At 42.6% G+C, this 24,418-nt stretch carries 26 protein-coding genes, 1 pseudogene and 1 riboswitch; of the genes and pseudogenes, 12 read left to right on the top strand and 15 right to left on the bottom strand.

Annotation, left to right across the window (positions count from 1 at the left end):
• From LCM10_RS08185 to LCM10_RS08170, 4 genes are all read right to left on the bottom strand, one after another.
• Positions 1 to 870 (bottom strand): ABC transporter ATP-binding protein, encoded by an 870-nt coding sequence (locus LCM10_RS08185; RefSeq protein WP_224875751.1) that lies wholly within the window; start codon positions 868 to 870, stop codon positions 1 to 3.
• A gap of 1 nt (position 871) precedes the next feature.
• Positions 872 to 1,627, bottom strand: a complete 756-nt coding sequence (locus LCM10_RS08180) for a hypothetical protein (RefSeq protein ID WP_224875750.1) — start codon at positions 1,625 to 1,627, stop codon at positions 872 to 874.
• On the bottom strand, positions 1,620 to 2,177 hold the full coding sequence (locus LCM10_RS08175) for an RNA polymerase sigma factor (RefSeq protein WP_224875749.1): 558 nt from the start codon (positions 2,175 to 2,177) through the stop codon (positions 1,620 to 1,622). Before LCM10_RS08175 ends, LCM10_RS08180 begins: the two co-directional genes overlap by 8 nt.
• A 736-nt stretch (positions 2,178 to 2,913) precedes the next feature.
• Positions 2,914 to 3,390 (bottom strand): MarR family transcriptional regulator, encoded by a 477-nt coding sequence (locus LCM10_RS08170; protein ID WP_318247481.1) that lies wholly within the window; start codon positions 3,388 to 3,390, stop codon positions 2,914 to 2,916.
• A gap of 125 nt (positions 3,391 to 3,515) precedes the next feature.
• Between LCM10_RS08170 and LCM10_RS08165 the strand changes: the two genes are divergently transcribed.
• From LCM10_RS08165 to LCM10_RS08145, 5 genes are all read left to right on the top strand, one after another.
• A complete protein-coding gene (locus LCM10_RS08165) occupies positions 3,516 to 3,941 on the top strand; it encodes an organic hydroperoxide resistance protein (protein WP_224875748.1) in 426 nt (141 codons plus the stop codon).
• Positions 3,942 to 4,201: 260 nt separating this feature from the next.
• The gene (locus LCM10_RS08160) at positions 4,202 to 4,702 is read left to right on the top strand and encodes a CBO0543 family protein (RefSeq protein ID WP_224875747.1); all 501 of its coding nucleotides are present in this window, start codon (positions 4,202 to 4,204) and stop codon (positions 4,700 to 4,702) included.
• Positions 4,703 to 4,770: 68 nt separating this feature from the next.
• Positions 4,771 to 5,259, top strand: a complete 489-nt coding sequence (locus LCM10_RS08155; protein WP_224875746.1) for a hypothetical protein — start codon at positions 4,771 to 4,773, stop codon at positions 5,257 to 5,259.
• Positions 5,256 to 5,813: a hypothetical protein gene (locus tag LCM10_RS08150; RefSeq protein ID WP_224875745.1), complete on the top strand. Its 558-nt coding sequence runs from the start codon at positions 5,256 to 5,258 to the stop codon at positions 5,811 to 5,813. The genes LCM10_RS08155 and LCM10_RS08150 overlap by 4 nt, the downstream gene beginning before the upstream one ends.
• Positions 5,814 to 6,244: 431 nt before the next feature.
• Positions 6,245 to 6,559: a nucleotide pyrophosphohydrolase gene (locus LCM10_RS08145; protein ID WP_224875744.1), complete on the top strand. Its 315-nt coding sequence runs from the start codon at positions 6,245 to 6,247 to the stop codon at positions 6,557 to 6,559.
• A gap of 249 nt (positions 6,560 to 6,808) precedes the next feature.
• On the opposite strand, the pseudogene yiaA reads toward LCM10_RS08145, so the two are convergent.
• Positions 6,809 to 7,279, bottom strand: a pseudogene (yiaA, locus tag LCM10_RS08140) (inner membrane protein YiaA).
• Positions 7,280 to 7,584: 305 nt separating this feature from the next.
• Between yiaA and LCM10_RS08135 the strand changes: the two are divergent.
• Positions 7,585 to 8,580, top strand: a complete 996-nt coding sequence (locus LCM10_RS08135) for a tRNA dihydrouridine synthase (RefSeq protein ID WP_224875743.1) — start codon at positions 7,585 to 7,587, stop codon at positions 8,578 to 8,580.
• 32 nt (positions 8,581 to 8,612) lie between these two features.
• Here LCM10_RS08135 and LCM10_RS08130 read toward each other — a convergent pair whose 3' ends face one another.
• The 5 genes from LCM10_RS08130 to LCM10_RS08110 all read right to left on the bottom strand — a co-directional run bounded on the left by LCM10_RS08130 (position 8,613) and on the right by LCM10_RS08110 (position 13,213).
• Entirely contained in the window at positions 8,613 to 9,158 is a 546-nt protein-coding gene (locus LCM10_RS08130) for a hypothetical protein (RefSeq protein ID WP_224875742.1), read from the bottom strand.
• The gene (locus LCM10_RS08125; protein WP_224875741.1) at positions 9,155 to 9,640 is read right to left on the bottom strand and encodes a hypothetical protein; all 486 of its coding nucleotides are present in this window, start codon (positions 9,638 to 9,640) and stop codon (positions 9,155 to 9,157) included. Before LCM10_RS08125 ends, LCM10_RS08130 begins: the two co-directional genes overlap by 4 nt.
• Positions 9,641 to 9,831: 191 nt before the next feature.
• Entirely contained in the window at positions 9,832 to 10,767 is a 936-nt protein-coding gene (locus tag LCM10_RS08120) for an aldo/keto reductase (RefSeq protein WP_224875740.1), read from the bottom strand.
• 33 nt (positions 10,768 to 10,800) lie between these two features.
• Entirely contained in the window at positions 10,801 to 11,781 is a 981-nt protein-coding gene (locus tag LCM10_RS08115; RefSeq protein WP_224875739.1) for a Gfo/Idh/MocA family protein, read from the bottom strand.
• Between the two features lie 61 nt (positions 11,782 to 11,842).
• Positions 11,843 to 13,213, bottom strand: coding sequence for an amino acid permease (locus tag LCM10_RS08110; protein ID WP_224875738.1), 1,371 nt, complete (start codon positions 13,211 to 13,213; stop codon positions 11,843 to 11,845).
• A 147-nt stretch (positions 13,214 to 13,360) separates the two neighbouring features.
• Positions 13,361 to 13,442: riboswitch (glycine riboswitch) on the bottom strand.
• A 280-nt stretch (positions 13,443 to 13,722) separates the two neighbouring features.
• Between LCM10_RS08110 and LCM10_RS08105 the strand changes: the two genes are divergently transcribed.
• Entirely contained in the window at positions 13,723 to 15,012 is a 1,290-nt protein-coding gene (locus LCM10_RS08105; RefSeq protein ID WP_224875737.1) for a helix-turn-helix domain-containing protein, read from the top strand.
• A 495-nt stretch (positions 15,013 to 15,507) separates the two neighbouring features.
• Here the strand turns inward: LCM10_RS08105 and LCM10_RS08100 are convergent, their stop codons facing one another.
• From LCM10_RS08100 to LCM10_RS08080, 5 genes are all read right to left on the bottom strand, one after another.
• Positions 15,508 to 16,737 (bottom strand): MFS transporter, encoded by a 1,230-nt coding sequence (locus LCM10_RS08100; protein WP_224875736.1) that lies wholly within the window; start codon positions 16,735 to 16,737, stop codon positions 15,508 to 15,510.
• 143 nt (positions 16,738 to 16,880) lie between these two features.
• Entirely contained in the window at positions 16,881 to 17,756 is an 876-nt protein-coding gene (locus LCM10_RS08095) for an aKG-HExxH-type peptide beta-hydroxylase (RefSeq protein WP_224875735.1), read from the bottom strand.
• Positions 17,734 to 18,615 (bottom strand): aKG-HExxH-type peptide beta-hydroxylase, encoded by an 882-nt coding sequence (locus LCM10_RS08090; RefSeq protein ID WP_224875734.1) that lies wholly within the window; start codon positions 18,613 to 18,615, stop codon positions 17,734 to 17,736. Before LCM10_RS08090 ends, LCM10_RS08095 begins: the two co-directional genes overlap by 23 nt.
• A 75-nt stretch (positions 18,616 to 18,690) precedes the next feature.
• On the bottom strand, positions 18,691 to 18,840 hold the full coding sequence (locus LCM10_RS08085; RefSeq protein WP_224875733.1) for a hypothetical protein: 150 nt from the start codon (positions 18,838 to 18,840) through the stop codon (positions 18,691 to 18,693).
• A gap of 18 nt (positions 18,841 to 18,858) precedes the next feature.
• On the bottom strand, positions 18,859 to 19,008 hold the full coding sequence (locus tag LCM10_RS08080; protein ID WP_224875733.1) for a hypothetical protein: 150 nt from the start codon (positions 19,006 to 19,008) through the stop codon (positions 18,859 to 18,861).
• Between the two features lie 287 nt (positions 19,009 to 19,295).
• Here LCM10_RS08080 and LCM10_RS08075 point away from each other — a divergent pair, with 287 nt between their 5' ends.
• The 5 genes from LCM10_RS08075 to LCM10_RS08055 are packed head-to-tail and all read left to right on the top strand — an operon-like array spanning position 19,296 to position 24,309.
• Positions 19,296 to 20,018: a cytochrome c biogenesis CcdA family protein gene (locus LCM10_RS08075; RefSeq protein WP_224875732.1), complete on the top strand. Its 723-nt coding sequence runs from the start codon at positions 19,296 to 19,298 to the stop codon at positions 20,016 to 20,018.
• A 15-nt stretch (positions 20,019 to 20,033) separates the two neighbouring features.
• Positions 20,034 to 20,651, top strand: a complete 618-nt coding sequence (locus LCM10_RS08070) for a TlpA family protein disulfide reductase (protein ID WP_224875731.1) — start codon at positions 20,034 to 20,036, stop codon at positions 20,649 to 20,651.
• 18 nt (positions 20,652 to 20,669) lie between these two features.
• On the top strand, positions 20,670 to 21,788 hold the full coding sequence (gene msrB / locus LCM10_RS08065; RefSeq protein WP_224875730.1) for a peptide-methionine (R)-S-oxide reductase MsrB: 1,119 nt from the start codon (positions 20,670 to 20,672) through the stop codon (positions 21,786 to 21,788).
• 32 nt (positions 21,789 to 21,820) lie between these two features.
• Positions 21,821 to 22,591, top strand: coding sequence for a response regulator (locus LCM10_RS08060; protein ID WP_224875729.1), 771 nt, complete (start codon positions 21,821 to 21,823; stop codon positions 22,589 to 22,591).
• Positions 22,588 to 24,309, top strand: a complete 1,722-nt coding sequence (locus LCM10_RS08055) for a sensor histidine kinase (RefSeq protein ID WP_224875728.1) — start codon at positions 22,588 to 22,590, stop codon at positions 24,307 to 24,309. The genes LCM10_RS08060 and LCM10_RS08055 overlap by 4 nt, the downstream gene beginning before the upstream one ends.
• The last annotated feature ends 109 nt before the right edge of the window (positions 24,310 to 24,418 follow it).

Here is a 24,418-nt window from a genome sequence, read left to right as displayed (position 1 = left end):
CTACCCGTCCAGTCGATCCCGGTATTCATATAAGAAAACATCCTCGAGATTCGGCACCGCCTGCGTCCAGTCCTGCTCCACATCCCCATCGTGAACGAAGCGCACCCGGACATTCCCCTCTTCCTGTTTCTCACCTAGAAGTGCGTACTTGGTCCTGAAGGCTTCCAGTTCCCCGTTTGACATCGTCGTTTCAAACGTCTTTCCCTCAAGCGTTTTGCAGATGGATTGGGCTGTTTCGTTATATAAAATTTCCTGATTCTTAATCATGATCACTCGATTCGCGATCGATTCGATGTCCGACACGATATGGGTGGAGATGATGATCAGCCGGTCCCTCGATAGGCCGGTCAGAATCTGCCGGAATCGTGCCCGTTCCTTTGGATCGAGCCCTGCAGTCGGCTCATCCAGGATCAAAATTTTCGGGTCATTGAGGAGAGCCTGGGCAATTCCGACGCGCTGGATCATCCCTCCTGAGAACTTCCGCATCTTCTTATTGGCGACATCAGCGAGCGCCACTTGCTCGAGCAGCTCATGAATCCTGCTCACAGCCGTTTTCTTATCGATTCCTTTCAAAGCGGCAAGATACAGTAAGTACTGCTTTGGTGTGTAGTGCTTGTAAAAACCGAAATGCTGCGGCAAATAGCCAAGGACGTCACGGTAGCCTTCATCAAGCTCGACAATATTGGTCCCGTTATAAAGGATCTCTCCCTGGGTCGGGGAAATAAGCGTGACAAGCATCTTGATCAGCGTCGTCTTACCGGCGCCATTCGGGGCTAGGAGTCCGTAAATCCCCCGGTCAAATTCAAGGTTGATCCCATTCAGGGCGGTAAAATCGCCGTATTTTTTCCCTGCATCTTTCACGACTAACATGTCACAAAACCCCTTCCGCCGGTCTCATCCGGACCAGCTTGCTTAAGTAATAGATGAAGCAGATGATGCTAACAGTGAGGACAACTGCGTACACAACGACCGGAATTGTCATCAGAAACCGGGTATAAGCCTGTTGGTCGATCAGACCAAGGAGGATATTCACACCGACCCAGCCACCTCCCGCCTTAAGGACGGCTAGTCCGGACCGTCCCCTCGTGAAGATCATCAGAAACACGATCGAGAATATAAATAAGGCAGTCATGGAAATCATAAACGCCCTCAGAAACTCAAAAGAATGTCCATTCCAAACAAGAAACGCGATGATGACCATATTCATCAAAATCGACAGGACGCTGAAATGAAGCATCCGAAATGCAGAGACCTGATAAAGGTTGTACTTTGCCGTCATCTCCACTTCAAAAACCGCGCTCTGCCGCTTATGGAAAAGATCATAGAGCGACAATGCCATGAACACTAGGGGGGATATCAGAAATAATGTGCCGTAAACATTTGCCTGATCAGTCCCCTTCGATAGAGCAGTCGTTAAAAACATTAGCACCGCTGTGACGGAAAGGATCAGGAACACCCCGTCCCTCGGATTCGCAAACAGATACCGGAACCCCAGCTCCTTCTGCAAGTCCCACATAAACGAGAAGAAGGACTGCCTCGGTTTCATCCCCCTACGGATGATCATCTGCACTTCACGGTCGACCCTCTCATCATCAAGAAAAGGTAGTTGGAATTTCTCTTTACTCATGTTCATTCACCTTCATTTCTTTTTTGATGTAGTTGATTCCCGAATAGTACCTCGTCTTCACGGTGGAAAGCGGGATCTCCAAGAGGCCTGCAATCTCCTTCAGCGTATACTCCCCGAATAGCTTCAAGCGGAGGATCTGCTGCATGCCCGTTTCCAGTCTGCCGACGATTTCTGCAACCTGTTCCACATCGTGTTTATACTCGAACCGGACGGTCAATTCTCCGATCCCTTCCAGATCGTTGCCCTCGAGCGGCTCTGTCAGTTTACGAGACTGATAGTGCTTGGAACGGAAATAATCCACCACCCGGTTGGAAGCGACCCTATAGAGCCAGGTCCTGAACGAAGCTTTCTTCGGATCATAATTCCCGATCGACTTAAGCGCACTGATGAAGATTTCCTGCGTCAAATCATAGGAGAGCTCTTGATCGACCGTCTGCTTGTATACAAAACCATACATTTCCCGATAATAGGTAGAAATCAATTCATTGGCCGCATCATGGCTTCCACTTTTCTTTATTCTTTTAATCAATCGTTCTTCTATGCTCATCATCTCACTGCCTTCTACCCATATATTCGGAAAGGAAATGGAAAAAGTTTTGGAATTGGAAGATTTATTTTATTATCTCTTATTTTATATAGATTTGATTGGGAATACCGCTGTTGATTTCCGTGCAAGACTTCGCTTTCCGCGTGTAGCCCGTGAGCCTCCTCGTTCCTGCGGGCTAGAAAAGCGGAAGTCGGCGTTTTGCTCCCTTTGAAGAATGTTCTTCGGGCTTTAGAGGCGTTTTTTGACTCAAAAGTTGAAGGTTAATTTTCAAACGGGAGCAGACCACTGGAGCTAGACAGGTCTGGCATTGGCTACTTCTCCCGCAGGAGTCTTCGTCTTGCACTCCAATCAAAAGCTGGGTTGGGTTCATAATCAATTACATTCTCTAACTGAGCTAACTAAAAAGAAGAATGCTGCAGTTCTTCAACAACAGCATTCTTCCTTTTCGTTTCAAAAATATTCTGCGCTCAATCCAAGATAAATGAGGAACGAAATGACAGCGAATCCCGAGAAGAACAAACCTTTTTGAAAAAGGGACCATTTCTTCATCCATCCCCACCTTTTCTTATCAAGGTCAAACCAATAGTAGTCAATTATTACCGCTAACACAATGATTATCAACGCTGACATAAATCCCACACGATCGCCTCTCAACCATTTATTTACATATACGAGTTACTTGGAAGAACGTTTCATTTTATTTTCTTTCTTAATGGTAAAGGGCCTAATGCTTCTGCCTCTATTCCCGAGCCTTCAATTTCCCCAATACCGTGGTCAATGTTTGATTAAACTGTTCTAACTCGCTGGTATCCATGTCGAGGTTCTCCAATAATCGTGACGGGATGCAGCTGGCTTTTTCTTTCAACCCTGCTCCTTTTTCGGTCAGGCTGATGATGACACTCCGCTCATCTTCTTTCGACCGTTCCCGGATCAAGAGGCCGTTGTTCTCCATCCTTTTCAGCATAGGGGTGAGCGTCCCGGAATCGAGGAATAACTTTTTCCCTAATTCTTTGACCGTGATCTTCTCCTTTTCCCAAAGGACCAGAAGTGCGAGGTACTGGGGATAGGTCACCCCAATTTCCTCCAGGAGGCTTCGGTATAGCTTTGTGATTTCTCTTTCAGCTGTATAGATTTTGAAACAAATCTGATTTTCTAATAAAAGTACATCATCCATATCTGTCGTATCCTTCCCTGAACTGATTGTTGAGATTATCATACAAAACCCGTTAGTATTTATCAAATTTAATTGTACACAACTTAATTGTTGACAACCATTAATAAGTGCATTACCATTTAGTTGTGCACAATTAAAAAATCTCATTTTACAAGGAGTGTTGGAAAATGGATGCATTATATACAGCAAAAGCAACGGCTGAAGGTGGCCGTGCAGGTAAGGTAACGAGTAGCGATGGCGTATTGGATCTTGGATTGGCGATGCCGAAATCACTTGGTGGCAGTGGGGCTGACGGAGCGACGAACCCTGAACAGCTTTTCGCAGCCGGCTATGCCGCTTGCTTTGACAGCGCATTGAACCTGGTGGCAAGACAGGCAAAGAAAAAGATCGAATCCAAAGTGACGGCTGAAGTATCAATCGGAAAAGATCCCGCTGACGGCGGCTTCAAGCTTGGGGTAGTCCTATCCGTTGCAGTTGGCGGAGTGGAGCTCGCTGAAGCGGAACAGCTCGTTGAAAAAGCACACGGAGTCTGCCCGTATTCAAAAGCTACAAGTGGGAATATTGAGGTAGATTATCAGACGACTGCTTTATAATAGTCGAAGATATGAAATAGAATAACAGGCTCCAACGGTCGATTGGAGTGCAAAGATAGAAAAAAAGGGACTGAACTTCAGAGTCAGTCCCTTTTTCCGTCTCGTAGCTCTTATCGTACTGACCGGAAGAGAAGGGATCCGTTGAACAGAAACGTTCAATCTGTTTTATCCGAAAGATGGGAAGGATGCTGCTGAAAAGTATAATCTTTTTCCAATTCGTGTAAAATACTCTTGACCTTATTGGAAAAGAGGCAAATAGGATGTTTCATGCTGCTCTCACAATTCTCATCTTAATAGTATCCATTGTCAGGGGGAAATGGAGTAGATGGAAGGATTTTTTGCCGACTATTTACTATTTCTCATTCTTTAATATGTTTTATCAATATATCTCCCTTTCGATAAAGAAAGTATGGGAATTGGAACAAGTGTTTATCAGTCAGTTCATAACGGACTTCGTATATACGTTTATCGCTTATCCCGCTCTGGTTGTTATGTTTCTTCATAAGTTTCCAGATCATCTCAGGTCGAAGGTATTGTATGTGGCGCAGTATATTCTCGTTTCGGTTTTCATTGAGTGGATTGCTTATCAATCAGGAAACATCGTGTATTTCAACGGTTGGACTATATGGTGGACAGCCTTTTTTTATTCTACGATGTATCCGATGTTGTATCTTCATTACGTAAAGCCTTTAACCGCCTATGTTCTTTCATTCATCCTCATTGCTTTTTATTTCTATATGTTTGACGTTTCTATTTTATAGGGATACATAGAGGACTGTGGGGATGGCTATTCTATAAAGGATATGATGTGTGTATGGGAGTTTTTTCTATGAGCCTAGGAGTGACGTTCTTTGCTGTTCTTCTTCTTTCCATTCTATTGCTATTCACGTTACCGCTAATGAAAAAGTGGTTTCAGCCAATTGAGATCTTCATTCTATTTATGTTTACATCCTATTTCTGTCAGAATATGTTCTATACCCTTTCTTCCCCTTATGACCGTATCAGTGTAGTGGAAGAACATTTCCCTTTTTGGACTGTCCGATTTCAGTATGGGGTTGTTTTTTCCATCACGCTTCTATGGCTGATGGTTGTCTATCGAACAGAATGGTCACTAGTGCGCAAGCTGGCCTTTACGTTTGCATGGATCATATTCGGGATTGTCGTTGAAAAGATTTACTTGCAAATCGGTGTGCTTCGATCCGATAGCATTAGCTGGTACCCTTCTGTGGATCTTTTCTTTTCGATGATTGTCGTTCTTCTCACACTAGCCTTCACGAACTTTCTCGGTAGCCTATTGAGAAAGGAGAATATACTATGAACGATTTCCTACATAACGCATACGAAATCCTCAAACCACTATTCCCGAAGCAATTTGATGAAAACGAATGGTTCACCATTACGATTTCTCTATTCGTCCTTTTCTTTTTTCTATATGTACACAAAAAGGCACATGCACTTCTTCGGACTGAAATCATCGCTATACTTCTATTTAATCTCTTATATACCACAGTAGGGGACTACTTCTTGGCCATGGATCCCTATGATTTTTATGATACGGTCGATCATGACAGTGGGGAGCTGATGGACGTACTATTGCAGAACATCGCGTATCCTTTTTTTCTTCTCATTCTCATGCACTTCTATGCAAAGCACAAACCAAACATCGTTCTCTCAATCGCTATGGGCGCATTGCTTCTATATGGGTTGGAATGGGTGTCCGTTGAATACTTCAACCTATTCACCTATAAAACGTGGAAGCCCTGGTATTCCCTCGTTTTTTATATTCCGGTCATGGCACTTAACATCTTGTTCTATCACAAGTTTCATCAGTATGTGTACAGGAAGATTTCATTAAAATCAGCAAGCCAATAGAGAAGTGTGGGGATTTAACCCACGCTTTTTTAATTTGTAACGACCGACGATTCGATTACAAAATTGAAGCTAGCGGAATTAAACGTTGTATTTTACATCGGATATTTTAGTATGTTAACCCACAAAAGGAAAGAAGGAAAAATTTGAAAAATACGTGTATAGTTATTGATGTGGGGGTGGAATTTCTTGCAATTATTTTACGTTCTAATCCTTGTTTTAACATTATTTGTTCTTGTAAATGGATTGTACTACTTGTTCATAAAAAGAACGAAGAACAAAATCAGTTCTGTTTTAGGCTTATTGTTCCTCTCGGCAGGGGCCGTTGGATTTCTTACGTTCATCTTCTTGATGTAAAATACATAAAACCGCCCTGTCCATTAATTAAAAGCGATATTTAACGTACGATTTGAAAGTAGAAAGGGGAAACAAAAATGAGCGAAATCAAAGACCTCATGACCAAACTCGACCAATTCATCGAAGACCGCAACTGGGGACCGTACCAAACCCCGAAGGACCTGGCCCTCTCGATCTCCATCGAAGCGGCAGAACTACTGGAGGACTTCCAGTGGATCAGCAGCGAAGAAGCCCTTCAAAAAAATGAAGAGAACATCCGCGAAGAAATCGCCGATGTCCTCATCTATTCATTGATGTTCTGCTCCAAGCTTGATTTGGACGTGAAAGAAATCATTGAAGAAAAGATGGTGAAGAATGCGCGGAAGTATCCGGTTCCGGTAGAACGGACATGAAGAAGAGAGGAAGCTGAATCATTTGTTTCTTACCGTTAACCAAAAAAAGAACGTGAAGCTCATCACAGGATGTGCCGCCTTATATGGTGGCCTTTCTTTTCTATACAGTTTGATCCGAGGCTATGAAATGAATGTAAATGCAATCATCCTGAGCATGTGCACAGGGTATTTGTTCTACCTCACTTCGCGGACACCTATAAAAAAGAAATGATAAAAGGACGGTACTGCGACGAGTACCGTCCTTCACGATCAATCTCTATCCCTCGCCACTTGCGTATCCCTAATATTCTTCTGAATCGTAATGGCTGCAAACAGACTGAGCACGAATGACATGCCGTAGAATCCTTTTTCACTCAGGATGATACTGCCGGCATTATATAACCCGATTGCCATCAAGGAAATCGCGACAATCACGGCGAACCAGCTGAGTCCGTAATAGATCCCTGAAACAGGGATATCCTCGTCCTTGTCCCTGACCGCTTTTTGCAGGGAAACCGCTGCATATAAGCCGAAGACGAGAACCGCGAAGTAGTAGCCCTTCTCGTTCAGCTCCATCCCGGCATTGAACAGACCGATCAGATACGCGGACACTCCTACCACCAGCGCCACCCAGCTTGCCCCTTTAAAGGCAGACGTCGGTTCTCCTTATTTTCGTTCCACCTTGATCTTCGGTTTCGTACCATCATTCTTCATTAACGGATTCTCATTGAAATCAGACATGGACCGCTCCCCTTTGCTTTCATTTAACGTGCAGATGCTTCCCTTTTTATCCTACCAATCATTATAGCAATTTTTTACAGATAATGTATGCGATTATTGCGGGAAATCTTCATACACCAGCATTATTTTTACAAGAAAAGGACAATACGGAGTGTCGGAACGACTGGTACCCTTGCACTTTTCGTCAAAACCCATTAAAGTATATACTGGTTGAAATCCATCCCGGTGGGGAAAGGATAAGACTGGACATTTCACTTTTTAATTTTGGGAACTCGGTTTCCCTGAAGGAAAGGGTTTACTATACTATGACAACAAATTTTTGGCATGAGTTGCCACGGCCGTTCTTTGTATTGGCACCGATGGAAGCCGTGACCGATGTCGTGTTTCGCCATGTGGTGAGTGAAGCGGCGAGACCTGACGTGTTCTTTACAGAGTTTACGAATACAGAAAGCTACTGTCATCCTAAGGGTAAGGACAGCGTGCGCGGGCGTCTGACGTTCACGGAAGACGAACAGCCGATCGTCGCCCACATTTGGGGGGACAAGCCTGAATACTTCCGCCAGATGAGTATCGGGATGGCTGAGATGGGCTTCAAGGGAATCGATATCAATATGGGTTGCCCTGTGCATAACGTCGCAGCGAACGGAAAAGGCTCAGGCCTGATCAACCGTCCGGAAGTTGCAGCGGAGCTCATCCAAGCTGCCAAAGCGGGAGGACTTCCCGTCAGCGTGAAGACGCGCCTCGGTTACACGAAAGTCGAGGAATGGCACGACTGGCTGAAGCACCTGTTGGAACAGGACATCGTCAACTTGTCCATCCACCTTCGTACAAGGAAGGAAATGAGCGAAGTCGATGCGCACTGGGAGCTGATCCCCGAGATCAAGAAGCTCCGTGACGAAATCGCGCCTCATACGTTATTGACGATCAACGGCGACATCCCTGACCGTGAAAAGGGACTCGAACTTGCCGAGAAATACGGTATCGACGGCGTCATGATCGGGCGCGGGATCTTCCATAACCCATTCGCGTTCGAAAAAGAAAAGAAAGAGCATACGAGCGAAGAGCTCCTCGACCTTCTGCGTTTGCAGCTGGATCTTCACGATCAGTACAACAGCGAACTCGAGCCTCGTCCATTCAAACCGCTCCGCCGCTTCTTCAAGATCTACGTCCGCGGTTTCCGCGGCGCAAGCGAACTGCGAAATCGCTTGATGGAGACGGAAACGACCGATGAAGTGCGTGCGTTGCTTGATGAGTACGCAAGTGTCGTGAAGGAAGATGAAGGCTTTTCGGTTTCTAACTAAAATAAAAAAAGAGGTCAGCCCCCAGTGAGTATTCACTTACTGGTAAGCTGACCTTTTTTCATATTTTGAGTCTTCGAATTCCATCTAGAAGGATATTTCTTTTCAACAAGGTTCGAAAGCCAAATCGCAGCGGCAAACACAATCAGATAAACCAGGAAGGATAGATATAGCTTCCATCCAGTATAGGTGAACACATGGAATTGCACGGATGTCCATTCGATCGCGATCGCTGCCCCTGCCCAGAAAACAACAAACAATAAAAATTTCAACCCATTAGGTTTGTAATGTTGATACGAGTTCACGACAAAATAAGGAAGAGTGGGGTATGTGATAAAGTGCAATACCAGATCAAATAACTCATGCGTTTTATGATCGATCGTGAAGTAAAGCTCATATGGTTTCACCGTAAGGGTTATATCCGCAAGCAGTGCAAGAAAGACATTGAACGACCAAATGATTGTGATCGTAACAGCCGACATGCGTTTCGGCAACATAAACAGTAGCGCCCAGGTAATGATGGTGGAAATGATGATAAACAGTTCATTTTCATCAAACGTCACAGGAAGAGGAAACATCATATGTGATTCACCTCTTTGCTTCTATGCATAGCTTTTTCTAAATAAAATACATAAACAGCCATTAATAATACAATGAGAATGTATCGCAAATAAGAATAAAACACATTCCAGTTGACCCATTCCAAGTAGTGAATGGATACGAAATAGACTTCAATCGAAACGAGTGCTGTTAAAAGGATGGACACTTGGATCAATTTCTTTAGAAGTGACCTTCCGGAGAACAACAGATAAATGATCCATAGGAGCAAAGCGGGCTTAAGTGACAACTCAGGAATCTTTTGTGTCCAGAAAACCAATTCATTGTAGGGATCCTGGGTTGTTAACTCTAAATTTAAATTTATGATGACGCCTGTATTTGTGAGAATGATATTGGATAAAAAATAACCTCCAATGACATGAACAATATTCATCTTCTTCATCAGAACATACAATGAAACAAAAGATAGTAGTGCTAAAATTAGATAGAGCCATAACGAAATCATCGCAGTCACCCATTTTTATTTAGATGGAAATAGGTTTTACATAATAGGAGGAAATTACACGGAATGGAAGAAAAGAAGCTCTGATGAAGCACGTTTATTCAAAGAAAAGAAGAAGTTTATCTACAGATGGATAAACTTCTTCTTTTCTTTAGTAGAGAAACTCGTTTCCACTGATCCTAAAGATTACCCAATTACCACGGTAAGCTGCCATCCTTTAGTTCCTTGTCCCAAATTCCCTTTAATTCATTTAGTACGTTTACTGATAGGCTTCCTTCTGATGCAGTGATATTCTGATGTAATTGCTGACTATTTTTCGCACCGGGGATGACGGTAGACACCGCTTCATGTGAAAGGATGAATTGGAGGGCTGCTTGTACCATCGAGCGATCCTCCCCGAGAATGCGACGGACGTCCTCGACTAACATCCCTCTTCTCTCGATTTCTTCTTCACTCCATCTGCTCCTGATTCCACTGAATCTACTTGAGGCATCATACTTTCCTGTAAGCCAGCCCGAATCAAGCGGAACCTTCACAATGACCCCAACACCTTGCTCTTGAGCTAGTTTCATTGCGTCAGCGGGTTCCTGATGAAAGACGTTGAACATCACTTCAATGATCTGACTGCCCGTCTTAGTCAAGAGCTCAACCATCTCTTTTCCTGTGTCCACAGATGCGCCATACGCCCTGATCTTCCCTTGTTTTTTCAAGTTCTCAAGCACTTCAAATTGCGGGGAGTCCCCGTGAAGGCTTGAGAAAGGAGGGTTATGTAGCAGAAGACTATCAAGATAATCCGTTTGCAGTCTTCTTAAACTATCTTCCACCGATGAAATCAATTTCTCCGGTTCGAAGTTTTGCTCATCATTGGGGTGGTGCCCACATTTGCTGCTGATCACGACTCGATCTCTTTTTTCCCTGAAGGCTTTTCCAAGAAGCTCTTCACTTTTACCCGATCCATAGTTAGGGGCGGTATCAAAGAAATTGCACCCAGAATCCATCGCCTGATCCACTAAATAGATGGCTTCTTCATCGGTCATGCTACCCCAATCCTTCTGATTGCCTAGTTGCCATGCGCCAAATCCTACTTCGGATACTTCAATTCCGGTATTCCCGAGGTACCGAGTTTTCATTATTGATCTCCCCCTTGTTACCTATCCAAATCTTCACTTCCCGACGATCTCATCCATTACCCAGTTCGTTCTCGCACCGGACTCTCCGGTACTCGGACACCCATCCTTATCCTGTGTCAACTCTCTTACAATTGTTTCGACTAGCGGCTGGTGGACATGCTCCGGACGTTCAAAACGCCACTCCTGTTGCCCTTCAACGGTTGTCAATATGACCGGATCATCCCCAAATGTCGAGAAGCTGATCTTCCCCTTGCTTCCGACAATTTCATTGTGATCCACGTCTTCAAACGCCGCGAAACACCACTTTCCAACCCCATGGACCCCGGATTGAAACTGATAGGTACCCGTCACCATATCTTCCGCCTCATAGTATCCGGCTTGATTCGAAGAAAATCCTTTTGCTTCCTGGATCGGTCCAAGCAGGAAGTCGAGGATGTCGAGGGTATGGCTCGCCAAATCAAAGAACAAACCGCCACCTGCTATGTCAGGCTGTACCCGCCACGGAAGATGATCGGGATCCTTCACATCGTCCCCGGGTTTTTGGTACTGAGTAGAGGAGACAAACCGAACGTCCCCGATTGCCTGCTCCTCCAGTAATTCTTTTATCTTCAAAAAACGCTCCTGTGCCCGGCGGTAGTATGCCACATACAAAGGAACCCCGGCCTCTTTACAAGCTGCCACCATCTCCCGGCATTCCTCTGCGTTCCGGGCCATCGGCTTTTCCACATAGACGGGTTTCCCCGCAGCCGCTGCCTTGAGGGTATATTCCTTATGGGAACCGGGAGGCGTAGCGATATAGACCGCATCCACCTCCGGATCGTTTATGAGCGCATCGGCATCATCGTACCACTTCCGAACCCCATGCCGTTCAGCATAGTCCTTCGCAAGCTCCCCTGTTCTTCGCATGACTGCAACCAGCTCTGAACCTGCTATCTTCTGAAAAGCAGGTCCACTTTTTTTCTCCGTCACATCGCCGCAACCGATGATTCCCCATCGGACTTTTTCGTAGATCATGAGTACGTTCCCCCTACTGATGTCGTTATCAACCATCATACCTGATTTTTCTGAATAATGGCTACGATTGATGCGTGAACGTATGCTGTTTATCTTTTGTCATCCCCATGCCATAGATCATAAACAGGGCAATGAACCAAAGGGGCGTCAGCAATAAGGCCGGACGCGTTGCATCAGAAACCAGCATGATCACGAGAATCACGGCAAACATCGTGAGCACGACGTAATTCACAAATGGCGTGAATGGTGCTTTGAATGTTGATTTCAAGTGCAAGTCTCGACGTGTTTTCTTATACTTCAGATGGCAAATAAGGATGACGCCCCAAACCCAGATGAAGCAAATGGCACTGATTGTTGTTACGATTCCAAAGGCTTGTTCCGGGATCAGTTTGCTTAAAAGGGCTCCCACGGATATGACCAGGGTGGACATGAAGAGCCCATTACTCGGAACAAAATTACGATTCAATTTTGCAAAGCGGGACGGTCCTTGGTTATTTTTACTCAAATTATATAAAATCCGGCTAGTGGAAAACATGCCGCTGTTACAAGCAGAAGCAGCCGATGTCAGCACCACGAAATTAATGATCCCGGCCGCCAAGGGAACGCCGATTAATCCAAAGGTTTTCACAAACGGACTTTCCGATGCATTGAGGCCCGTCCATGGATTAATGCATAAGAGGACGATCAGCGCACCAACGTAGAAAAACAGGATCCTCAACGGAATTTTATTGATGGCCGATGGAATATTCTTTTTCGGATCAGATGTTTCCGCAGCCGATACGGCGACTAATTCCACCCCGACATACGCGAAGATGACCATCTGGAATGAAAGCAGGAATCCTGATATCCCGTTTGGAAAGAACCCTCCATGGTCCCACAGGTTCTGGACCGTGACCGTCCCTGCGTCCGTCTTGAAACCCATCACCAACAGCACAACGCCAACCCCGATCAACGCAAGGATCGTCATGACCTTGATCAGTGCAAACCAAAACTCCAGCTCCCCAAAGAGCTTCACCGTCAACAGATTGAATCCTAATAAAATGATCACGCAGATGAGCGCAGGGACCCACTGCGGAATCTGAAACCAATAGTTCACGTACACCCCGACGGCAATCACATCAGCCATCGCCGTCATGATCCAGCAGAACCAATACGTCCAGCCCGTCACAAAGGACGCCCGCGCCCCGAGATATTCCTCCGCCACGTTTGTCAACGATTGATACCCCGCCTTCGACAACAGCAGCTCCCCAAGTGCCCTCATCACAAAAAAGAGCGCAACACCCACGATTAAATAAGCAAAGATGATCGAGGGACCCGCAAGCTGGATCGCTTTCCCGGAGCCTAAAAATAACCCCGTCCCGATCGTACCGCCAATCGCAATCAGCTGAACATGGCGATTGGATAAATCCCTCTTTAATTCTCGTTGTTCCAACCTTAACTCCTCCTTAAATGGTACAGAAAGCAATAAAAAGAGCATAAAAAAAGAGACTGGATGCGCTCCAATCTCATGGTCATAAGAATAACAAATACCTTTTCGTACGCCTGCAGCAACAACCGCCGGCACACCAAAATAAATATCCGATACTCTTCTGTCCTTTTGCCTGAGATTATGAACCCTTCGGCGCCGCGACAACATTCGCGGTCTCTCCAGAAGCTGCTCCTGCTATAGTATGATCCATAGCAATCATAGCTTTCTATGTGATTAATTTGTTTGGTTACTCGTTTTGCTTTTAATAGTTGATTATTTTAGTAGGAGTTGGGTGGGTTGTCAAGAGGGGGCAAACTTAAATGTATCATCATTAACATTAGTAGAGAAACAAGTTGATGAGGAATTTCCAATGGATTTCAAGAAGCCGAGACCAATGCTCTTGCTTTAAGTTGGAACCTTCCAATATTTTCATTTACAATAGAAACTAAGTAAATTGGATATAGGTGAGGATTATGAATATAGGTGAGAGATTGAGACAACTAAGAGTTCATAAAGGACTTACACAAGCTGAACTAGTTCAAGGAATTTGTTCAATTACGTATTTAAGTAGAATTGAGAACGGAAAAATAAAACCATCCACTCAATTTATAAAAAAAGTCTCGACTAGGTTGAATACTCAAGTAGAAGATTTATTAAACACCAGTTCACAAAACAAAGAAAATCGAATTGTTACGATTTTTAATCATTATAAAAGCCATAAAAAAATGACAGATGAAGATGTGTCCTTTTTATCATTACAAACAGTTGAAATGCATGGCTCAGAAATTATGGCAATGGTTTTCGGTACCCTTATTCGACACTTCCATAAAGAAAGATTATTAGAAAAAACAGAAGAACTTTATATCAATTCAACCCATTATATTGCAGAACAATATTATAGGGATAGCGAACATGAAGATTCATATTTCTTTTATTATGTATCATGTGGTGTGTACTTTTATGAAAAACAAGATTTTATAAGAGCAGACTCGTACTTCGTTAAAGCTGAAAGGCATATTTCCGGTAATGACTTAGAAGAAATGGGCGATCTATACTATAACCTCAGCATCACAAAACAAAGAATAATGGAAAATAAGTCTGTTGCTCTCCAGTATGTAGAAAAGTCTTATGAGATATTTAAGAAGACTCAAAATAAAACCAAATTAAAACAAGTTTTAATTACAAGAGGAGTTCAATATCACTTAGTGGGTGACTATGGAAAATCCTTATCAATTTTGGAGGATGCTACCCAGTTAGTAGAACCAGATGAATATCATCTTCAGGCTATGATTTACTATAATATTGGCAGAGTTCACCAAAAGCTGGAACAACATAAAGAAGCAATTGAGTATCTTCAAAAAAGTATAAAACTAAATGAGTTACTGGGAATTGAAGAAGAAAAAATTTATGCTTACCGAAGCTTAATTGAAATCTATATTGATTTAAAAGAATGGAATCAAGTTCATCACTTATTTGAATTGACCTTAAAAATCTCCGAGAAGTATAACCTGACTTATATGAAAATTGAATCACTCGCCATTAGGGCATATGCATACAGGATTAGAGGAGACTATTACACCTATGAAAAAGAAATGCAACGAATAATAGAAGAAGCTTTAAAGGAGAATCAAAGGTTCTTAGCCAAGAAGTTCTCAAAAGAAATAGGGGATTATTTTTATGAGCAAAGAGCTTACAAGAAATCTGCGGATTATCTAAAATTGCATATTCAGTTAGTGGAAGAAGAACTAGGTACTAACTCCTAGTAACCGCCGCACGATAGAAACAAAGAGTAAAATTTATCTATTTTTTCACAATAATTATGTGAATTTTACTAATGGTTTTTAACAATCCTCTTTTAATAAAATATATATGTAGGACAAAGATAATAAAAAAGGGGTTAATTACATGAAAAAGGTATTGTTACTAATGTTGATCTGTGGAGTAATGAATTATATGGATTTGGACACTAAGCATGAAAGCAGTGAAATCATTAGCGTGGCTACTAGTGAATCACAACCAAAACCATTCTCTTAAACGGACAAAGGTTAATTGCCTATTAATTTAACAAATTTGTCTTTATAAAAGTAAGATTAATAATAATTGTATAATAAGGAAAACACGAACCTAAATTACTTTGAGGCATGAGTATGATGATCATACTCATGCCTTTTAATTCTCCCTCATTCCTATGATAAGGCTTGAGGGAGATGAACATAATTAAGTTCTTAATGACAACCTCTCTTCATTCTTAAGTTAAACTACTCTGCGGCTTTTTGTGACTCTCTCAAAGGGATGGATAATTGCAGACTAGAATGATTCATTAAGATATATAGAAAAGAAATCGCCAGAAGGCACCCTGATAATGTGAATACGAATGTTACACTGAACATTTCGGTTAACATCCCGTAAAGAAGCGTTGAACAACCAAATAATAAGGAGGTCATGGCACTTTGGATGCTATAAATCTTTGGTAGATCATGAGATGTTGCATTCTTTTGTAGGTAGGTATTCAGAGTAATGGATTTAAGCTGTTCCAGGAATCCACTCATGATTGAAAGACATAAAGCAATCCAACCAATGGAGTTTTGTCCAAAAAGAATAGCGACAATACTTACTCCAAAAGCACTTATCATCAATACCTTCTTCATATGATTTTCTATGAACTGGTTATAACGGGCGCAGAGTAACCCCCCCACTATGATTCCGATGAAAAATGTAGTATTTAAGTATCCCCACCATGCCTCAGAGGCATGTAAGACTTCTTCTACGAATACATATAGAATGGCGGCGATCCATACTACATTTGCTACGGATTCCAAGAAAAGGACAATATGAATACTTCTTACTAAAGGTGTCTTCCAAATTATTTTCCAATCACTAATTAATGAAGCTACTTTGTTTTCACTCGTTTTCTTTTCAAATGGAGAGCGATCGATGATACCACTCATGAGTAGAGTAGATAGTAAATATAACGTAAAGGTTATCCAAATAACAGAGGTTCCACCCATCTGCGCTACTAAGATTCCACCAATTGCCCATCCCCCTAACTGGATTGAATCCATTAAGAGGTAAACAAAGTTATTCGCCTTGAAGATTTCTTCTTCTTTTACTAACCTTGGAAGCATGGATTGAGTCGCTGGTCCAGCCCATCCATCTAAAAAAGAAGTGAGCAAAACAAATAAGGTGAAATATGTAAATAAGGTGTCCTGTGATGTTTGTGAGAAGATTGCCAAGATCAATATAATCAACGTCTTGGCTGCTTGAGCGTTTAATAACAATGTCTTCAACTTATATCTATTTAATAATAAGGGTGAGATCATCCCACTAGTAAACCTCCCCATTGTGCTTAAAAACGGCACAAGGGCAAGATAGACAACAGACTCAGATATACTATAAAGAATGGAAATTAAGCCAACTAAATATAATATGTCACCAAAATTGGCACAAGTCTGCCCAAGCCAAAGTAACCGAAAGGAACGACTTTTCATTGTTACTCTCCTTTTTCTATTTATTTTAGAATGCTTATAAACCCGGAAAACATACAGCAACGAACTGAAGGACGGACACATCAGATGTGAGTTCGTAATTGTATGTTTTCCGAGAAATACTAATTAAGTAGAGTGATTGACGGTTACTTGGATAAATAAACGTTTTGGTATTCAGAATATAACAATGTAAGAAGGTACTCTTCTGAGGTTGTAATAAGTTCTTGCATCCTGGTTGTAAGCAAATTCCAACTTTCTGGATTTTCTCTTAAAGCGGTAATGGATAACTTTGTTCTGTTTAATAAAATTGACGTGCTACCATGGATCTTTATATCTTCGTCTTTAATTCCTAATCGTTTACGAAGACTAAGAATTTCTACAGCGACGATGATGCTATGGACTACCATATGTACAGGCCTTTTTTCACTTCTGATAGCTGAAGGCACCCAAGTGATTTCATCATTAATTTTTACACTGTTTGTATAATGACCGTAACATTGTTCATCCAGATAAGTTAAAATATGAACCATTTCATGTACAAGGGACTCTACAACATCCATGTCAGTCCAGCTTTCAGCTGGTTGAATCCAAATCATTCCGAGAGCATTAGCAGCAGACGCGCTCCCAGGAATCGTCACATCTCTTGTAAGTAATATCGTATCTACTACCATTTGAAAGATATCCGCTAGTTGACTGTCATTGCTTTTAATATACTGTAATGCCATTTGCACACGATTTTTGCCATCAAATTGGTTCGTCTGGTGACGACCATTTTCTTCAATCAAATCAAATTCTTCTAATAATAGTCCGGCTCTTTTTCTATTTACTAACGAGTCGTCGTCAGATTCCAAAATATCGGGTTCAAGTTCATTTCTGTAGATTATTTTCTCATTCATTAGACCATTATGACTTTGTAAAGCCGATTTTATATCCTTATATGTAGGTGCATCACTATTTAAATAGGGGTAACCTAACTTATAAATGGTCGTTAAAATGTCTTCATACCCTGCTAATGTAATCACTTGTATCCTCCTGACGAATTTGATTCAATTTTCTTTCACACTGATCTAGGATAAGTAGGGCATTTTCTGTAAGAATGTTCTCACGTTTATGCACAGAACGAATAGATTGGATCGATTTCCTTACCATTGGAATTAAATCCTTTGTATCCGGGTGAACATGATGTTCCCCTTCGTGCCCGATGACATACTCTCTTAATAGAAGAACTTCAGTAGCAACAACAGCACTATGAAAAGCTTTGTCCATTGGACGAAGTTGGGAACGGATCGCTGATAATCCATAGGTCTCTTTCTCGTTTAACCTCTCCTCACTTGTAAATAACCCGTATCTCCATTCATTTAAGAATAATAAAGTATGACCAAGCTCATGTATTAAAAACTCATAAATATCATTATCTGTCCAGTTTTCTCTAGGATTGATCCAAAGCGCCCCTACTAAACTACTAGCTGTTCCACCCACTGCAATCTTTGAAGAACTGAATATAATAGAATCTAACGCTAAATTAAATATCCATTCAAAAGGTGGATACTTTTCCCCAAGATTTTTAATCGCATTTTTCACACTTGAATAGATGGAATCATACCGTCTGGTTTCTTCTAAGGACATATCGTAATATGTGTCATCTATTGAAGTTTCAATACTAAACACATTAATGAATTTCTGGATCCTTTCCTTATCTAAAACGAAAGAAGGGAATAACTCGTTTGCAAAAGGGAGATGTGGCTGCATCTCATTGATTAATTTAAGGTATGATTTTCTTAATGAATCCCTTGTATTGAGAGATTCTTCATTTTCTTTAAATGGCATTGATAAAACCTGTAATGTTTCGATGTTTTCTTTTTCTCCCATCACTAATAACATGTCGTTCACCCTCCAAAATAATTATTATTTAGTTAAAGACCTTCACAACATTTAAGTCTGTGAAGGTCTTTGATATTAATTGCTGTCAGTTGCGAACATACGTCTTACAGTAGAGTTATAGTTCTTAAGTTCATTCTTCATTTTATTTGCTTCTTTTTGTGCATTATCAACATCGTCCATCGTAATTTCTTGAGATACTTGGTTTAATAATTCATTTAGACTCATTTTAAATTCCTCCAATTATTAGTTACTGTCTGTTGCAAACATACGTCTTACAGTAGAGTTATAGTTCTTAAGTTCATTTTTCATTTTATTTGCTTCTTTTTGTGCATTATCAACATCATCCATCGTAATTTCTTGAGATACTTGGTTTAATAATTCATTTAGACTCATTTTTCTTTCCCCCTTTCTCTTTGCTACCCAAAGTATAAATTGAATCAATAGTTAATAAGAAGAAGTTAAATTAGTGTATTTTATTTGGTATTTCTTCAACATTTTCAAGGACAAAATTAACAACTTTTTATATTCCTTTGTTGTGACATTACAACTTACCTTTACAAATGAAGGTTTAAGCAAATAAATAAATGATTATTTTGAAGAAAGTCCAAATGATATTGCATATATCCCTCGAGGTTACCTCGATAAAATGGATTTAAGACTTATCAATGGAGGTGATTGGCATGACGGAGCAACTCGTCATCGGAGGGGTGTTCGCGGCAGGGTTACTGTCCTTTTTCAATCCATGTATTTTACCGCTCCTGCCGGTGTACATTGCGTTTTTATCAGGATCACAGGCTTCTGAGAATGAACACACACGTGTTATCCGGGTCGGCTTCTTGCGACTGCATCCTGTTCTGATCATAAGGACCCTTTTATTCGTGTTTGGCATATCGACCGTCTTCATCCTGCTCGGATTCGGGTTAGGCGTTTTGGGACGATTCGTAACCAGTCCCACATTCATCAGCGTTAGTGGTGCAGTGGTGATTTTGTTTGGGATCTATCAGACAGGGTTGATTAAATTACCTTGGCTTGAAAGAGAGAGAAGGTTTTCGCTGAAGGGCGGAAACAATGGCGGATACGTAAGCGCATACCTGCTGGGACTCACATTCAGCTTCGGGTGGACACCTTGTATCGGTCCCATCCTGGGAGCCATCTTAAGCATCGCAGCAGGCGAAGGGTCGCCTGCATACGGCGGCTTCTTGATGCTCTTTTACACATTGGGGCTCGCCATTCCATTTCTCGTGATGGCGATCTTCTCGGATCTCTTGCTGCAACGGATGAGAAAGCTCAACAAATACACGGGCTATATCAAAGTATTTTCTGGTATCCTCCTCATCATCATGGGGGTACTGCTAATGACGGATCAGCTGAATGCAATTGCCGTTTGGTTTGAAAAATTTTAATCTGGAGGGTTTCTAATGAAAAAAAGTATATTTTTAGCCGCAGTGATCAGCGCTCTACTTCTCGTATTAAGCGCGTGTGGACAAGAGAAAGACATGATGGAGAAAGAAGATCAAATGCATAGCGAAGACATGAAATCTGAAGACAGCATGAAAGATGGCGAAATGCAAGAGGATAGCATGGGCATGGACGACGACAAAATGATGAAAAACGATGGTGATCCCGCTCCTATGTTCTCTTTGGAGGATCTGAATGGAGATGTGGTCAAACTTTCAGATCTTAAAGGAGAGAAAGTGTACGTTAAATACTGGGCTTCATGGTGCTCCATTTGTCTCGGTGGGCTTGAGGAACTGAATGCGCTGGCAGGGGAAGAGCAAGATTTTCGTATCATCACCATCGTCACGCCTGAATACAAAGGCGAGCAGTCTGCCGAAGATTTCAAAGAGTGGTTCAATAGTCAACCATACGATCATCTGACCGTACTTTTGGATGAGGACGGGAAATGGGCGAGGAAATTCGGGCTTATGGGCTACCCTAGCTCTTACTTCATTGGATCGGACGGCATTCTCGCAAAATCTTCACCAGGTCATGTAGATAACAAAACCATCACATCGAATTTTAAAGAAACCCATTAAGAAACGGGGAGATTTCACATGCGAAGTTTTTTAAAGAATAGCATCATGGTTGCCACCTTGGCTTTACTGCTGACAGCTTGTGCAGTCATGGATCAGGCATCAAAAGACTCTTCATCAGGAGTCTCACATGGTTCTGAGAATCTACCAGCTAATCCTAACGATGATGTGGATTATTCAACGAGCAAGCTTGAGGATATCTATTTTGCAGGCGGCTGTTTCTGGGGAATGGAAGCATATATGTCGAGGATTTACGGCGTTTATGATGTCACTTCGGGTTATGCTAATGGAGAAGGAAAAAATCCGTCCTATCAAGACGTGATAAAAGGAGATCGAGGTTTCGCGGAAACCGTTCACGTTCAGTATGACCCCGAAAAGGTCACATTGGAAAAACTAGTGAAAGATTACTTCCGGGTCATTGATCCGACAAGTGTGAACAAGCAAGGAAACGACGTCGGAACACAGTATCGAACAGGAATTTATTATAAGAATGAAGAAGACAGTAGCATCATAGTAGATGTAAAATCAGAAGAACAGCAAAAATACAAAAAGGAAATCGTGACGGAAGTTTTACCCCTCACGAACTTTTATTTGGCAGAGGAGTACCATCAAGACTATTTAGAGAAAAACCCGGATGGTTACTGTCACATCGATTTAAATAAGTTGGATGAACAAGAAACCGTCATTGACGAGTCGGACTATTCAAGACCGAGCGATGAGGTCTTGAAGGATACGTTAACCGACAGCCAGTACGCTGTTGCCGTATTAAACGATACCGAGAGAGCCTATTCAAACGAGTATTGGGATAATTATGAACCCGGCATTTATGTCGATGTGGCAACCGGTGAGCCTTTGTTCTCCAGTCGGGATAAGTATGACTCCGGCTGCGGGTGGCCCAGCTTTACAAAACCGATCATCCCTGAAGTGGTGACGTATCATCAAGATACGAGCTTCGGAATGGAGCGTACAGAAGTGCGCTCGAGGGTCGGTGACATTCATCTTGGCCATGTGTTTGATGACGGACCCAAAGATCGTGGAGGAAAACGTTATTGCATCAACAGCGCATCCATTCAGTTTATTCCGCTTGAAGACATGGATGAAAAAGGCTATGGCCACTTAGAGATGGCCGTCGAACAATAAATTAACATGATAGGGACGGGGGTGATGAGACGATGTATACACTATTGATTGTCGAGGATGAGGATCTGATTCGCAGGGGGATTGTTCAGTTCGTACCCTTTGAGCAGTTGTCCATTTCTCAAATTCATGAAGCAAGTAACGGATTGGAAGGACTTCAACTCCTACAGTCGCATAAAATTGATCTGATTCTGCTCGATATAAATATGCCGAAGATGAACGGCCTTGATTTTGCAAAAAAGGTCAAGGAGCTTCAGCCGCTGGCCAAAATTGCGATCATCACAGGCTATGATTACTTTGATTATGCGGTGACCGCCTTGAAGCTTGGTGTCGATGATTACGTCATGAAGCCGGTCTCCCGCAAGGATGTCAGCGCAGTACTCTCCAAGCTCGTTGGCAAGCTGAAGAACGAACAGGTGCAAGCGGAAGTATATGAAACAATTACTTCGTTTCAGTCCAAACAGTCCGCGAGTGAAGACAATGACCTAAAAACAGAGATTTCCCGACTGATTGAAGAAAACCTGAATAACCCCGAATTGTCACTGTCCTTTTTAGCTACAGAGGCAGGCTTCAGCTCCGGACACATGAGTGGTGTATTCAAGCGTCTGTTCACGGTTCCCTTTCAAGAATATGTCGTCACGCTACGGCTCGAACGGGCAAAACTTTTACTTCTTACCTCGAGTAAGAAAATGTACGAAATAGCCGAAGAAATTGGCTTCGATAACCAGAATTACTTCAGCACCGCTTTCAAGAAAAAGTACGGCTGCTCACCACTTCAGTACCGGGAAAGGGTTAGGGACGAATGAAACAATGGTTAAAATCACTTCGGGCACAGATCTTTCTGTTCACAATGTTGATCAGCATCATCACGATCAGTATACTCGGCATCATTGTCTACTTCGGAAGCTCGAAAGTGGTCCTGCAGCAGTCGATCCAGACGTCCAAGATGGCCGTCGAGAAAGGCAGCGCCAGTGTCGGCATGTACATTGAACGATTGAATGTACTGTCGGAACTCCTGGCAAAAGATCCTTCCACAAAGCAGGCGTTGTCTTCTGAAGATCGGTCCGGAGAAAGTAACTTGAACACAATCATCAATAACGTCCTGGATTCGGACCCTAATATCCAATCGGTCATCGTGATCGGAAAAGACGGGTATGTGATGTCGAATGAGAAGGACCTGAACATGACCCTTTCCTCTGACATGATGAAGGAAAAATGGTATACAGCCGCTTTGAAAGAGCGGGGCATCCCAGTGCTTACGTCGGCGCGCATGCAGAAATTTTCCATGGACCAGGATAATTGGGTGATCTCCATCAGCCGGGAAGTGCGTGACGAAAGCGGTCAGCATTTGGGCGTCGTGCTGTTGGACATTCAATATAAAGGTATTGAAGACGCCTTTCATGACCTGATGCTAGGTCAGAACGGCTACGCCTTCATTTTAAACAACAGCGGAGAACTCGTTTACCACCGGGACCCGTCTTACTTCACGGATAAAGGGAAAAAACAGGAACTACTGGACATATGGAAATCGAAAGAAGGCTATGACGGAGCCAACAACACGCTCGTCCATAAAGCTAACATCCAGAATTCCGACTGGGTGCTTGTTGGGGTCAGCTCATTGGATGGCCTGAGCCAAGTCCGGAAACAGCTGCTCGGTACGATCCTCATCGTCGGGATTGGTTTGTTTGTACTCGTTCTCATTGTGACCCCACTGGTCGCAAAGCGTATTACAAACCCTATCCATCGACTCGAAAAAGCCATGCAAAAGGTACAGCACGGCGTACTGGATGTCCATGTTACCGAGAGCGGGATCGCTGAAGTCGAACACCTCTCAAAGCACTTCAATGTCATGACGAAAGAAATCAAAAGACTGCTGAAAGACATCGAGCAAAAGGAAAAAGATCTACGGTCGTATGAGTTGAGCGTGCTGCGCGGACAAATCAACCCGCATTTTCTTTACAACACACTCGACACAATCGTCTGGATGGCAGAGTTCAACGACAGCGAACGAGTAATCATGGTCACCAAAGCACTCGCCCAATTTTTCCAACTGTCCCTAAGCGGAGGAAACGAGTTCACCACCATTGAAAATGAACTCAATCACGTCAAACAATACCTAATCATCCAAAAGGAACGCTATGGAGAAAAGCTTAACTACACCATCGATGCAGACCAGGAAATCCTAGAGGTGAAAATTCCGAAAATCATCCTCCAGCCGCTTATCGAGAACGCCATCTATCACGGCATACGCGAAAAATCCGTGAACGGGCATATTCAGATTTCAGCCAAGAAAGATGAGTCCTCAATCAAATTGATCGTTGAAGACGACGGCGTTGGATTTGATCCTCAAACGCGATTAGAACAAGTTTCGGATGAACAGTCGATCCGTTTAGGCGGCATCGGCATTCGGAATGTGGATGACCGGTTGAAGCTTTATTATGGGGAAGAGTATGGTGTGACGGTGGATTCTGTTGTTGGGGTTGGTACGAGGGTTGTTGTGGTGTTGCCGGGGGATTTGGGGTGATTGGTTATTGAGAAAAAACAGACGGCAGAACTGTATTGGCCCGTCTGTTTTTGCTTTATAAGTTTTAAGAGTTCAGCTTCCCAAAGACTATTTTATTCTTTAAATTTCT

Origin of the sequence: Rossellomorea aquimaris, from assembly GCF_020171925.1 — a bacterium.
Taxonomy (GTDB): domain Bacteria; phylum Bacillota; class Bacilli; order Bacillales; family Bacillaceae_B; genus Rossellomorea; species Rossellomorea aquimaris_F.
Note: the sequence above shows the minus strand (reverse complement) of the source record. Positions and strands in the feature narration are given on the sequence as shown.

Bases quoted from the DNA above. Each gene is read 5' to 3' on its own strand.
- LCM10_RS08185 (WP_224875751.1), bottom strand. From the start codon at position 870: ATGTTAGTCGTGAAAGATGCAGGGAAAAAATACGGCGATTTTACCGCC.
- LCM10_RS08180 (WP_224875750.1), bottom strand. From the start codon at position 1,627: ATGAGTAAAGAGAAATTCCAACTACCTTTTCTTGATGATGAGAGGGTC.
- LCM10_RS08175 (WP_224875749.1), bottom strand. From the start codon at position 2,177: ATGATGAGCATAGAAGAACGATTGATTAAAAGAATAAAGAAAAGTGGA.
- LCM10_RS08170 (WP_318247481.1), bottom strand. From the start codon at position 3,390: ATGATAATCTCAACAATCAGTTCAGGGAAGGATACGACAGATATGGAT.
- LCM10_RS08165 (WP_224875748.1), top strand. From the start codon at position 3,516: ATGGATGCATTATATACAGCAAAAGCAACGGCTGAAGGTGGCCGTGCA.
- LCM10_RS08160 (WP_224875747.1), top strand. From the start codon at position 4,202: ATGTTTCATGCTGCTCTCACAATTCTCATCTTAATAGTATCCATTGTC.
- LCM10_RS08155 (WP_224875746.1), top strand. From the start codon at position 4,771: ATGAGCCTAGGAGTGACGTTCTTTGCTGTTCTTCTTCTTTCCATTCTA.
- LCM10_RS08150 (WP_224875745.1), top strand. From the start codon at position 5,256: ATGAACGATTTCCTACATAACGCATACGAAATCCTCAAACCACTATTC.
- LCM10_RS08145 (WP_224875744.1), top strand. From the start codon at position 6,245: ATGAGCGAAATCAAAGACCTCATGACCAAACTCGACCAATTCATCGAA.
- LCM10_RS08135 (WP_224875743.1), top strand. From the start codon at position 7,585: ATGACAACAAATTTTTGGCATGAGTTGCCACGGCCGTTCTTTGTATTG.
- LCM10_RS08130 (WP_224875742.1), bottom strand. From the start codon at position 9,158: ATGATGTTTCCTCTTCCTGTGACGTTTGATGAAAATGAACTGTTTATC.
- LCM10_RS08125 (WP_224875741.1), bottom strand. From the start codon at position 9,640: ATGATTTCGTTATGGCTCTATCTAATTTTAGCACTACTATCTTTTGTT.
- LCM10_RS08120 (WP_224875740.1), bottom strand. From the start codon at position 10,767: ATGAAAACTCGGTACCTCGGGAATACCGGAATTGAAGTATCCGAAGTA.
- LCM10_RS08115 (WP_224875739.1), bottom strand. From the start codon at position 11,781: ATGATCTACGAAAAAGTCCGATGGGGAATCATCGGTTGCGGCGATGTG.
- LCM10_RS08105 (WP_224875737.1), top strand. From the start codon at position 13,723: ATGAATATAGGTGAGAGATTGAGACAACTAAGAGTTCATAAAGGACTT.
- LCM10_RS08100 (WP_224875736.1), bottom strand. From the start codon at position 16,737: ATGAAAAGTCGTTCCTTTCGGTTACTTTGGCTTGGGCAGACTTGTGCC.
- LCM10_RS08090 (WP_224875734.1), bottom strand. From the start codon at position 18,615: ATGTTATTAGTGATGGGAGAAAAAGAAAACATCGAAACATTACAGGTT.
- LCM10_RS08085 (WP_224875733.1), bottom strand. From the start codon at position 18,840: ATGAGTCTAAATGAATTATTAAACCAAGTATCTCAAGAAATTACGATG.
- LCM10_RS08080 (WP_224875733.1), bottom strand. From the start codon at position 19,008: ATGAGTCTAAATGAATTATTAAACCAAGTATCTCAAGAAATTACGATG.
- LCM10_RS08075 (WP_224875732.1), top strand. From the start codon at position 19,296: ATGACGGAGCAACTCGTCATCGGAGGGGTGTTCGCGGCAGGGTTACTG.
- LCM10_RS08070 (WP_224875731.1), top strand. From the start codon at position 20,034: ATGAAAAAAAGTATATTTTTAGCCGCAGTGATCAGCGCTCTACTTCTC.
- msrB (WP_224875730.1), top strand. From the start codon at position 20,670: ATGCGAAGTTTTTTAAAGAATAGCATCATGGTTGCCACCTTGGCTTTA.
- LCM10_RS08060 (WP_224875729.1), top strand. From the start codon at position 21,821: ATGTATACACTATTGATTGTCGAGGATGAGGATCTGATTCGCAGGGGG.
- LCM10_RS08055 (WP_224875728.1), top strand. From the start codon at position 22,588: ATGAAACAATGGTTAAAATCACTTCGGGCACAGATCTTTCTGTTCACA.